Origin of the sequence: Sorangium sp. So ce124 (genome assembly GCF_051525235.1) — a bacterium.
GTDB classification, from domain to species: Bacteria; Myxococcota_A; Polyangia; order Polyangiales; family Polyangiaceae; genus Sorangium; species Sorangium atrum.
The window spans coordinates 5275085-5287099 of record NZ_CP150312.1; the positions used below are offsets into that span (position 1 = coordinate 5275085).

A 12015-nucleotide genomic window follows, 5' to 3' on the forward strand; every position below is an offset into this window, starting at 1 on the left:
GCCCGGAAGCGCTTGTACGGCGCTGTCGACTCCTCGACGCAACCCGTCGAGGTGGCAACCAGGAACTCGCGCTTCGCGCCGCTCAGCTGGCTTCTGCGTCGAGCTCGTCGAGGTGAATGCAAGCGGCGATCCAGGGGGCGCGGCTGGACATCGAGCATCGCGCGGAGGCGCGCTGGGGTGGGCGTGTCAACAGGCGGTCGACACCGGTTGACGATCGGGTTGACGCGCGGGTGCTCCGCGCCGCGCAGCTCCGGGGGAGGGCGCGCATCGGGCGGGGGCGACCCGGCGATCGGAGTCGCGAGCCTGCCGAGCGCGGCGCCCGGCAGGCTGCGCCCTCCAGCTCAGAAGATCGGGTCATCCTTGCAGCCGAAGATGACCTTGACCGAGCCGGCGCCGCTGCTCGCCACCTGCTCACACGCAGCGCCGTACAGCTTGATCGTCATCATGTCTGGCCCAGTGTAATTCCATCCATCCGTGCCTGTTGTGTCTTGCATGATCGATTGTTCCCCGACGAACACCCCGACGTGGTCCGGGTTCGGCGGCGGCTCGCCGAGCGGGAACAGGCACGTCGAGACCTCTCCCGTGATCGCCAGCAGCGATGTCACGAGCTGGTCCTGCGTCGCCGCCAGGTAGAACCTGGGCGCGTCCGGATCCGCGTCCTGGCGCGGCTCGAGCCCTGCGACCGCGAGGCCGTTGAGCGCCTTGATCTTGCTCGCCTGCGCCGCGATCCCGACCACGAACGTGTGGAAGCCGGCGGCGGCCGCGTCCGTCACTGCCTGCACGGCGAGCTCGTCCGAGTCGCTCTTGGGGCACGACGGATCTCCGTCGGTCGCGAGCAGGATGTACTTCGGATCGTCGTTCTGGATCGTTTGCAGGTACTCGACCGCCTTGTTGATGGCGTCGCCGGTCGGCGTGCCGTCGCCCTCGGGGGTCGTGCTCGAGATCGCCTGGCTCACCGTGGGGGCGTTGCTTGCCGCGATCGGGATCAGGATGTCGCGCGGGAAGCTCTCCTCGGTGCAGCTACCCGTCCTGTCGCCCTGCGGGAACACCTTCAGGCCCCAGGAGGCGGCCTCGTTCGTCGCCGCGATCACCTCCTGCAAGGCGGGCACGACGATGTCCCATTTCGACGGCGTGCCCTCGTCTCCGTTCGGATCGTCCTGCATCGACGCCGAGCGATCGAGGACCAGCAGGATGCTGGCCGGCTTGCGCTCGACGTCGAAGTTCTGCCGCCCGCAGTCCACGCCGCCGCCGGCGCTGCTGGCGCTGCCGTCGGCGCCGAGGTCTCCGGGCACGCTGCCCGGCTCTCCGGCCCCACCGCCGACGTCGCCGTACCCGGGGGTATCGCCGGCGCCCGGCGCTCCGCTGCCGCTGCCGGCTTCGTCGCTCGACGTACAGCCCGATAGCGCCGCCAGCACGACGACGGAACAGATCGATGATGCTCTCAACATGATGCCTCCTGTAAGCAGAATCCTTGCGACGTCATCGCGAGCACCGCGCCAGGGCCTGCGCTCCGTCCACGAACGGCGGCCACGAACGGCGGCCACGAGCTGCGGGGCTCGGCGACGGCGCGGGCGACGGTTGTTATTCGAGCTCGTTGGCGAGGCGATCGAGCCAGCCCTCGATGTCCTCGGTCGGCGCGTCGAGCGGTCGCGAAGTCGGCGCTGCCGTCGGGTAGCCCCCTACCTCGTCTTGGCTGTTCACGAACATTCCGTCGCCGGACAGGACGTCTTCGACGATGCGCAGATCGACCTCGTCGCGGTCTCTGGGCCTCGCGCCCGCGTGAGCGAGCACCGCGTCGAGGACCGAGGCTGCGGGGAGCGCCACGAGGCCGTCGGGCCACGCGGGCTTCTCGGCGAGGACGATGATGTCCGGGGAGGCGATGGGCGCCGCTCTGCCGAGGGCGTCCACGGCGATGTTGTCCTCGAGGTAGGCGGATCCCAGCGAGTTGGTGCCGATCATGGGGAGGCCCGGCAAGGTGTTGGCGCCGTGCCGCATGTAGTTGCCGACGATGCTGACCCTTGGCGGCTCCGGCGTGACGCCCGAGCTCTCCCACTCCTTGAGGACGGGGCCGAGGCGCATCGCCCATTTGCCGGGGTTGTAGACGACGTTGTTCACGATCGCCCCGGTCGCGAACCCCTTGTACCAGGGGTTTCGTTCGTTGTTGTTGGCGTAGAGGTTGCCGACGACGGTGACGTCGGTGCAGTGGTCGTGCACGAGGGTGCCCATGGAATGAGAGCCCTTCTCGTGGATGGATTCGAGGAGCCCTTCGGCGATGATGTTGTTGCTGAGGGTGACGCGGCGCGAGGTGCCGTCGGGACCGTCGAAGCGGGGGCCCGAGACGGACAGGTTCTCGTCGACGCCCCACGCCACGGAGCAATGGTCGATCACGATGTTGTACGCCGAGGCGCCGTCCGTCGTGACGTCGGGCTCGAACCCCGACGCCGGCGCAGCCCCGGCGTCGCCCATCCGGAAGCGGAGGTGCTGGATTCGCACGTCGTGCGTGCGGATCTTCATCCCGCCGCGGATCAGCGTGATGCCCGGCGAGGGCGCTGTCTGGCCGGCGATCGTGACGAACGGCTCGGTGATGTCGAGGCGCGTCTTGTCGAGGTCGATGATCCCGCCGACCTCGAACACGATCGTGCGCGGCCCCCGCGTCTCGATCGCCTCGCGCAACGATCCCGGGCCGTCGGCGTCGAGGTTCGTCACCTTGAGGATCGTACCCACGCCATCGACGGGCCCCGAGCCGCCGGCGCCGCCCGCCGAGCCGGTGGTGGCGATGAAGCCGCCGGCGCCGCCCGCCGAGCCGGTGGTGGCGGAGCCGCCGGCCTCCGCGCCGCCTCCCGGCGCGCCGCCGGCTCCGGTCTGGGCGCCTGCAGTCGCGCCGCCGTGGCCGCCCGCGCCCGGAGTGTTACCTCCGGCGCCGCCCTGTCCGGCCGCTTCATCGCCTGGGCCAGGCGAGCTCGCTGCGCGGGAGCAACCGGCCAGGAACGTGCAACCCGTGCAACCGAGGAGGACGAACGAGAGGACGGCGGCCTTCATGAGATGATTCCTTTCGAATCGAGAGAACTCGCGTGGGCGCTGAAGGCGCCGCGCTCCCGCGGGCGACAACGGCGCATGGCGCGGCTCACCGTCGTTGCGCTGGATGCACGCACGAGGCGACTCGAGCCCAGCCCGTCGCGCAGTCCGGGTCGCGCGTGAGGTGGCGGCCGCCGAACCAGGCCGGCGCCGCGCCTCCTCCGCGCGCCGCGAGACCAGCAACGACAATGCCATTTGCCCGGACCCGCCTGCCGACGGCTCACGCCTGTGGCTGGGGGCTGCGCAGCGCTCGTGACGTGGACGTCCTCATCGCGGCGCGTCGTGGCGCCGCGACGTCAACCACGGGTTGACGTGCTTGACAGCAAGGGTGGCTCCCGTGTCAACCGCGCGTTGACCGGCAGCCGTCTGCCGCGAGCTCCGCCGGCGCTCAGCCCTTCCAGCCGGGCGGCGGCTTGGCGAAGCCGGTCTCGGCGGGGAAGGGGCTGGCGGTCTCGCGCTGGTGCAGCCCGTCCACGTCGATGCCGAGCGCCCTCAGCCCGTCGCGTTGCTCGTAGCGGATCACCAGCACGGCGGCGGGCTTGGGTGTCGCCCGGGTGAACTGCGTCGACGTGATGCGCGACTCGCGCCGCTCGCCGAACGTCGTGCCGAGCCCCTTCGGCGCCGCGGGGGCCGGCGCGGCGCCGGGTGCGGGGGCTGGCGGCGGAGCAGCAGGCGCGGGCGCGGGCGGTCCAAACCCCGGAGCCGGCGGCGGCAGTCCGCCGCCCTGCAGCCCGCCGAACGCCGGCGGGGGTGGCGCGAAGGGCGGCGGGGGTGGCGGCGGCGGGGGCGCGAATTCCTCGAACACCGCCAGGCCGATGACACCCACGTTGCGGGGCTTGCCGATCTGCGCGGCGTACGACTGCTCGATGCTCCCGAACCGGAACGTCGCGACCTCGGTGTGGCTGATGCGGAACCCGGTGAAATCGAACGACTCGTGCGCCCTGATCACCAGGCCGCGGGCGTCGAACGATGCGTCCTTGCCGCTCTGCACGTCGAGGCCGTCGACCGTGGGCACCACCTCGACGCGCGCGCCGGTCAGGTTCCGCACGCGCAGCGCATAGCGCTGGCCCGACCGCCCCTCGACATAGGTCGTGTCTCGATGGACATACTCTCGCGTCGGCGTGAGCCCGCCGCCCTCCTCGACGAGCAGCTCCACCTCGACGATCCCCTTCAGGTCTCGCATCTCGATGCCCCTCTCCCTGAGCCGCCGCGCGCCCTCGCGCGGCGGCAAGCGTCCAGACACTACGTGAACCCGCTCGGCGCCAGCGTGTCAAGGCGCCGGGCGGGCGCGGGCTTCGCTGCCCGCTCGCTTCCCCATACCGCCCGCCCGCGGCTCGCGCTATCAACGCACCTGCGCGAGGCGCGGGCGACGCCCGCCGCTCGCAGTCCTCGCATGTCTCGCATGGTCGCCGCATGATCGCCGTGGTCGCAGAGAAGCCCGCCGTCGCCCGCGACATCGCCGCGGTGCTCGGGGCCTCGAAGCGCGCCGAGGGCTTCCTCGAGGGCGGCGGCTACGTCGTCACGTGGGCGATCGGGCACCTCGTCGCCATCGCCGAGCCGCACCAGATCGACCCCGCCTGGAAGCGCTGGCGCCTCGACCTCCTCCCGATGCTTCCCGGCCAGTTCCCGCTCGTCGTCCTCCCCGGGACGCGGGCCCAGTTCGAGATCGTCCGGAAGGTCCTGGGCCGGCGCGACGTCGACCGCGTCGTCTGCGCCACGGACGCCGGCCGCGAGGGCGAGCTCATCTTCCGGTACCTCTACGAGGCGGCCGGGTGCAAGAAGCCGGTCGAGCGGCTCTGGATCTCGTCCCTCACGCCCGACGCCATCCGCGACGGGCTCCGGCGGCTGCGGGATGCGCGCGGCTACGACGGCCTCGCCGACGCGGCGCGCGGGCGTAGCCGGGCCGACTGGCTCGTCGGCATGAACCTCTCGCGCGCCTACAGCCTGGTCTTCGACCAGGATCTCTCGGTCGGCCGCGTGCAGACGCCGACGCTGTCCATGGTCGTCGAGCGCGAGCTCGCGATCCGGCGGTTCGTCCCCGAGCCGTACCTCGAGGTCGTCGCGACCTTCTGCCCGCTCCGGGAGGACGGATCGGGCGCGGCCGACGAGTCCTACAAGGGCACGTATTTCAACGACAAACCGCTCCCCGGCGAGCCGCCGGCCGCCGGCGGGCCGCCGAGCGCCGGCGAGCGGCCCGAGACCGCGCCGTCGCGGAGGCGCCTGCCGCCGGACGGCGAGGAGGCGCGGCGCATCATCGAGCGTGCCCGGCGCGGCGAGGCGCGCATCGAGGCGGTCCGATCGGAGTCTCGCCGCCTCCCGCCGCCGCTGCTCTACGACCTGACCGAGCTCCAGCGGCACGCCAACCGTCTTTACGGCTTCTCTGCGCAGAAGACGCTGGAGGTGGCCCAGGCGCTGTACGAGCGCAGGAAGCTCATCAGCTACCCGCGCACCGACAGCCGGCACCTCTCGACGGATGTCGCGGCCACGCTCGGCGCGGTGGTGCAGGCGATCGAGGGCTCGTATCGGGGGATGCTCGCCCCGGGGACGGGGGCTCGGCCGCTCGGCAAGCGCTTCGTCGACGACGGCAAGGTCGGGGATCACCACGCCATCATCCCCACGGGGGCTCGCTCCTCGCGCGCGGAGCTCTCGACCGACGAGCAGAAGATCTTCGATCTCATCTGCCGGCGCCTCCTCTCGGCGTGGCACGAGGATCACGTCACCTCGATCACCACGGTCATCACGGCGATCACCACGCGCGGCGGCGCGGGTGCGCGCGGCGGCGAGCCGATCGTGGACCGCTACCACAGCGCGGGCAGCGTCGTGGAGAAGGTCGGGTGGAAGGTGCTCGACATCGGCTTCGGCAAGCCGCCTGCGAGGCCCAGCAAGAAGGCGGAATCGGACGGTGATGGGCCCGACGCGCGCGACGGGGGAGCGGGCGAGGGCGAGCGCGAGACCGCGGATCAGCGGCTCCCGCCTGGGCTCGCGAAAGGGCAGGTGCAGCTCGTGCTGGACGCGGAGGCGCAGGCCAAGAAGACGCGCCCGCCGCCGCGCTTCACCGAGGCCACGCTGCTCACCGCCATGGAGACCGCGGGCAGCAGCCTCGAAGAGAAGGAGCTCTCCGAGGCGATGAAGGACTCGGGCCTCGGCACGCCGGCCACGCGGGCCGCGATCATCGAGACGCTCCTCCGGCGCGAGTACATCGTGCGCAAGGGCAAGCTGCTGCACGCGACCGACAAGGGCGTCGGGCTGATCGAGGTCGTCCACGCGGACGTGAAGAGCCCCGCGATGACGGGCGCCTGGGAGGCGAAGCTCGCCCGCATGGCGCGGGGCAAGGGCGATCTGCCGTCGTTCATGGCGGACATCGAGTCGTACGTGCGCCACGTGGTCGCGGAGGTGAGCGGGGGGCGGCGCGCAGCAGGGGACGGCGCGCTCTCCCCGGAGGTCGGGGCGTCGCCGTTCCAGGAGCGCGGCGAGGCGCGGTCGCGCGAGAAGAGGGGCGTCGCCGCGGCCGCTGCGCCGGGGACCGGCCGAGGCCGCGAGGCGACGCCTCGCCGTGCTCCGGGCGGCAGCGCAGGGGTCGGGCCGGGCGATGCATCGCCTGGCACGCTGCAGGCGGTCGCGGCGGCTGCAGCATCGGCGCCGGCTCGGGCGCAGGCGCGGTCGCGTGCGGCGGCGGCGCCGTCGCCAGCGCGACCTGCGGCGGCCGGGGCGACGGCGCGCCGTGTGGCGGTAGCGCCGTCGCCCGCGCGACCTGCGGCAGCGACGTCGCCGCCGGCGCGACCCGCGGCAGTAGCGCCGTCACCCGCGCGACCTGCGACAGCGACGTCGCCGCCGGCGCGCCCCGCCGCGGTAGCGCCGTCGCCCGCGCGCGCGGCGGCCGTCGGGTCCTCCCCGGCGCGTGGGGTGGGCGCCGCGTCCTCGCCGGCGGTCGCCTCGTCGCCAGCGCGCCGGCCGGAGGATCTCGTCGAGCTGCTCCACCAATGCTTCGGCTTCAGCGCCTTCCGCCCCTACCAGGAGGCGGTCTGCCGGACGGCGGCCGCGGGGAGCGACGTGCTGCTCGTCATGCCCACGGGCGCCGGCAAATCGCTCTGTTACCAGCTCCCCGGCATCGCCCGAGGCGGCACGACGCTCGTCGTGAGCCCGCTCATCGCGCTCATGGAGGATCAGGCCTCGAAGCTCCGCGCGTGCGGCTTCGCCGCCGAGCGGATCCACTCCGGCCGGAGCCGGGCCGAGTCGCGGCAGGCCTGCATCGATTACCTCGAAGGCGCGCTCGATTTCCTCTTCATCGCCCCCGAGCGGCTCCGCGTGCCCGGGTTCCCCGAGATGCTCGCCCGCCGGAAGCCCGTGCTGGTCGCCGTCGACGAGGCCCATTGCATCTCGAAATGGGGCCACGACTTCCGCCCTGATTACCGGATGCTGGGTCAGCGGCTCCCGGCGCTCCGTCCGGCGCCTGTCATCGCGCTGACCGCCACCGCCACGCCGGTCGTGCAGGACGACATCGTCGAGCAGCTCGGCCTCACGTCCGCGGCGCGGTTCATCCACGGCTTCAGGCGGAGCAACCTGGGTATCGAGATCCTCGAGGTCAGCCCGGGAGAGCGCCTGAACCGGGTGCGCGCGCTGCTCGGCCAGGAGGGCCGGACGCCGGCCATCGTCTATGCGCCGACGCGGAAGGAGGCCGAGGCGCTCGCCGCCGGCCTCTCGGAGGATCTCCCGGCCGAAGCGTACCACGCGGGTCTCGCCGCCCCGGTGCGCGACCGGATCCAGGCGGCCTTTCTGGACGGCAGCACCGAGATCATCGTCGCCACGATCGCCTTCGGCATGGGCATCGACAAGCCCGATGTCCGCACGGTCGTCCACGCCGGGTTGCCCGGAAGCGTCGAGGGCTATTACCAGGAGATCGGCCGCGCCGGCCGCGACGGGCTCCCCTCGCGGGCCGTGCTGATGCACTCGTATGTCGACCGGCGAATGCACGAGTTCTTCCACGAGCGCGACTACCCTGATCCGGCGATGCTCCAGCGGATCGAAGAGGTCCTGTCGGACGAGCCCCGCCCGAAGGAGGCGATCCTGGGTGATCTCGGAGTGGATCCCGACGTGGCGGACAAGGCCCTCGAGAAGCTCTGGATCCACGGCGGCGCGCGCGTGGATCCGGACGGGGGCGTCGCCCTGGGCGAGCCGGGTTGGCGCGGGCCTTACGAGGCGCAGCGGCGCCACAAGCTCGCCGAGCTCGTGCAGATGGCGCGGTTCACCGAGGGCCACGGCTGCCGCATGCTCCACCTGGTCCGCCATTTCGGTGACCAGGAGGACACGGGCGAGCCCTGCGGCCTGTGCGACGTCTGCGCGCCGGCCGCGTGCGCCGCGCGGGAGTTCCGGGCGCCGAGCCGCGACGAGGCGCAGGCGATCGCGAAGATCATGGCGGCGCTTCGCGAGAGCGAGCAGCCGACAGGCCGGCTCTACCGCGAGGCGTTCGCTGACGGCTCGCTCGAGCGGCGCGACTTCGAGCACCTCCTCGGCGGGCTCGTGCGGGCGGGCCTTGTCTGCGTGCGCGAGGACTCGTTCGAGAAGGCGGGCGAGCTCATCACGTACCAGCGCGCGTCGCTCACGCCGCGGGGCCTCCTCGGCGGGCAGCGCGGCGCGAGCGACGTCGTGGGCGACGTCCCGCTCGCGAAGCTCCCGCCGAAGGTGAAGAAGCGGCAGAGCGCGAAGTCCTCGGACGCGCGGAAGGCGTTCTTCGCCCGCAAGGCGCAGCGGAAGAAGGGGCGGGCGCGCTGAGCGGCGCGCGGGCGGCGCTCAGCGGAAGATGCCGAAGTGGCCGAGCACCCACCAGAGCAGGACGAAGATGAGGATGGTGCTGAAGCACCCGCCGCCGAGCTTCTTCGCGCCGTAGCCTGCCGCAATCCCACGCAGAATCTTGCTCATCGAATGACCTCCGGCCCCGTGTCGGGGTGTTCGACGAGCGAAGCAACGTGGGTGCCATCTCGGACGGCCAAGGGAAGGCGAGACCTGCGCGCGGGGAACCGATGGTCCCACTCGATCGGGCCGTAGCATTCCGGCGCGCGCGCCACACCGTGGCGTTTCGCCACGCGAAGGCCTCGGGCCATGCGGAGACCCGCCCACCGGGCGGTTTCTTGTTACCGGCCCAGCTTGGCGATGACGAGGCGCTGCAGGATCCCGTCGCCCGTCCCGGGGAGGGGGCCTGTACCGAAGTCGGCGTCCACCGCTTTGGTCCAGCCCGCAACAAGCGTCGCTCCGTCCGGGGACGTCGCGACGGCGTCCAGGGCGACACGACTACCCAGGAGGCGATGCCATGCGAGCTTTGCGTCGGGCGTGAGCTTGGCGACCAAGCCCGGGGTATCGTTCACCATTAGCGGGCCGTCGCCGAAGTCAATCTGATTCTCGGCTTGTCCAGCAACGACGATGTTGTCATCGGGGTCGAGAGCAACTCCGCTCACCGACTGACTGCCGTCGCCGCGGAACGCACTCACCCATCCAACGTCGCCATCAGCCTCGAGTTGCACAACGAAGGTATCGAGCCCGTCGGAAGCCGTCAGAGTATATGGCTCTATCCGCAGCTCTCGCGAGTAATGGCCAGCCACGACAGGTCGCCCCGACGCGTCCACGGCGATACCTGCCGTCTGCACGGACAAGGGCTCGCCGAGCCTCCTGACCCATGCCGGAGCCCCGGATGGCGTCAGCTTCACGACGAAGCTGTTGTTTTCGACGTCGAACACCCCTCCGAGGTCGATAGCTCCGCTGGTCCAGCCGGCGACGAAGATGTTTCTTGATCGGTCCACAGCGACGGCGTTGGGGCCCTGCGCCCCTGTGCCGCCGAACTTCTTCGCCCAGCAGCCAGGTGCGGTCACGAGGCCCGTGGCACCATCGAGCTTCGCCACGATGATGTCCTCGCCCTCGTCGGGCTGGATCGGCCCGCCGCCGAGGTCGATCGGTTGAGCGAACGATCCTGCAACGATGACATTGTCACGGGCGTCGATTGCAACGGCATGGATCGAGGCATCGTAGCCGCCCCCCAGCCCCTTGCTCCAGATGTGCTCGCCCGATGAATCGAGTCGCACGATGAACGCGCCCCTCGGGAGCGGTCCGCCGCCGAAATCGATCGCCCCGCTGGTGGTTTGGCCGGCCACGACCGGGTTGCCCTTAGAGTCGACGGCCAGCCCCCATGGATTGTCCGCAGAGCGGTCCCCAAACTGCCTGGCCCACAGGACATCTCCGGCCGGGCTCAGCTTCATGAGCAGCACGTCTGTTGTGTCGGCAGACGCGAATGTTTCATCGCCAATCGTAATGGTACCGAAGAAGGCGGCACTGACGAACACGTTCCCCTCGGCATCGCTCGCGATGCCCATGGGGTGGACGTCTCCGGTCTGCCCATACGCGGCCGCCCACACGATGCACTCCAGCCCATCGCAGTTCTCATCGTCCGCGGCATCGCAGCGCTCCACCGCGGGCAGGACTTCGCCCTCGCAAGCGCCCCAGGTCCCGTCGGCGCCGCAGGTGCGCGTTCCTTCCCGGCACACGCCTTCGTTCCTGGTGACCGGCGGACCGGCGTAGCACGCCTCCGAAGCGTCCGGAGTGCATGGGGGCGCCTCACCCCCGGAGCCTCCCGCGCCGCCAGCACCCGTGGGGGCAGAACCCCCCAGACCGCCGGCGCCGGTGCCGCCCGGCGCCTGATCGGAGAACCCATCGAGGCCGAGCAGCAGCGCGCATCCGCTGGCGCACAGTGCCAGGCCGAGGAGGGAAGCGAGTCTGTAAGGTTGTGCTTGTCGTTGCATGGGCTCGTGCGCGCCCGGAAGCCGCATGGCAAGGTCTCCGACGCTAGCGCGGAGTCTATCACGCCGACGAGGCGCGCCGGCGCCTGGTCTGGATGCCTCGCCGGAAGAGCCGGGCTCTCGTCCTAGCCTCGCGCCCGAGCGCCATAGCCGAGGACCGAGAGCCCTATTCGTGCCGAGAGCCGGCGTAGCGCCGCGCGAGGGAGGACGCGGGAGAGCTGGGCCGTTGCCTTGCTCAACGCGGTCGGGACGGCGACCACATCGCCACGATCCGCCGCCGCGATGCCGTAGGTCGCGCAGTGCTCGGCGGTCAGCTCGAACGGCATCTTCTTGCGCGGCACGCCGGGCGCACCTGCGTCGAAGATCTCGGTGGTCACCGGCCCCGGACACAGCGCTGTCACCGTGACGCCGGTCCCCTCGAGCTCCACGGCCAGGCTCTCCGAGAGCGAAAGCACGAACGCCTTGGTCGCTCCATACACCGCATGTCCCGGGGTCGGTTGGAACGCGGCGAGCGACGCGACGTTGAGCACGCGCCCTCCGCCGCGGGCGACCAGGTCGGGGACGATCGCCGCGCAGAGCGCGACGACGCTCTCGCAGTTGAGTCGCACCAGCATCGCCAGCGCCGCCGGGTCGCCCTCCAGAAAGGGCCCGAGCCGCGTCGTTCCCGCGTTGTTGACCAGCCAGGCCGCGCCGCCCAGCTCGCGCGCCCGATCCCGCACGCGGAGGGCTGCGCCCTCGGTGGTGACGTCGAGCTCGAGCGGGTGAATGGGCGCGTGCCCGGCGGCGCCCGCCTGCGCGGAGAGCTCCTCCAGCCGGTGCGCCCGCCGGCCGATGGCGAGCACCGGCTGCCCGCGCGCCGAGAGCTGCCGTGCGATCTCCGCGCCGATGCCGGACGAGGCGCCTGTGACGATGGCGAGGCCCGAGGTCATGATCATGGACGCTATCCTTTACGCCGCGCCGCCCTTGATCGCGAGCGGGCTGTTGGTCCTGGCGTACGGGCGCGCCACGGCCGTTACCGCCGGACTGCTCGCCGCACCGCGCCACGACGATCAGAACGCCATGGGTGCGTCATCCAGCACGGGCGGCCCCCGACGCCGCGCGAGAGGTCGATTTCGTGGCGTTCTTGTCACAGTGGCTCATGCCGCCCACCGCGGCGCGA

General features: G+C 71.6%; 7 protein-coding genes. 1 reads left to right on the top strand and 6 read right to left on the bottom strand.

The window, feature by feature from the left end:
- Positions 1–341: 341 nt before the first annotated feature.
- From WMF19_RS19715 to WMF19_RS19725, 3 genes are all read right to left on the bottom strand, one after another.
- The gene (locus tag WMF19_RS19715) at positions 342–1448 is read right to left on the bottom strand and encodes a vWA domain-containing protein (protein WP_437900509.1); all 1107 of its coding nucleotides are present in this window, start codon (positions 1446–1448) and stop codon (positions 342–344) included.
- Positions 1449–1581: 133 nt separating this feature from the next.
- Complete coding sequence (locus WMF19_RS19720; protein ID WP_437900510.1) at positions 1582–3039, bottom strand: pectate lyase family protein; 1458 nt, start codon at positions 3037–3039, stop codon at positions 1582–1584.
- Positions 3040–3463: 424 nt separating this feature from the next.
- Positions 3464–4258: a hypothetical protein gene (locus WMF19_RS19725; RefSeq protein ID WP_437900511.1), complete on the bottom strand. Its 795-nt coding sequence runs from the start codon at positions 4256–4258 to the stop codon at positions 3464–3466.
- Between the two features lie 230 nt (positions 4259–4488).
- Here WMF19_RS19725 and WMF19_RS19730 point away from each other — a divergent pair, with 230 nt between their 5' ends.
- Entirely contained in the window at positions 4489–8844 is a 4356-nt protein-coding gene (locus WMF19_RS19730) for a DNA topoisomerase 3 (protein WP_437900512.1), read from the top strand.
- An 18-nt stretch (positions 8845–8862) separates the two neighbouring features.
- Here WMF19_RS19730 and WMF19_RS19735 read toward each other — a convergent pair whose 3' ends face one another.
- From WMF19_RS19735 to WMF19_RS19745, 3 genes are all read right to left on the bottom strand, one after another.
- Positions 8863–8991: a hypothetical protein gene (locus WMF19_RS19735; RefSeq protein ID WP_020736078.1), complete on the bottom strand. Its 129-nt coding sequence runs from the start codon at positions 8989–8991 to the stop codon at positions 8863–8865.
- A gap of 212 nt (positions 8992–9203) precedes the next feature.
- Positions 9204–10604, bottom strand: coding sequence for an SBBP repeat-containing protein (locus WMF19_RS19740; RefSeq protein WP_437900513.1), 1401 nt, complete (start codon positions 10602–10604; stop codon positions 9204–9206).
- Positions 10605–10981: 377 nt separating this feature from the next.
- A complete protein-coding gene (locus WMF19_RS19745; protein WP_437900514.1) occupies positions 10982–11791 on the bottom strand; it encodes an SDR family NAD(P)-dependent oxidoreductase in 810 nt (269 codons plus the stop codon).
- Positions 11792–12015: the final 224 nt, after the last annotated feature.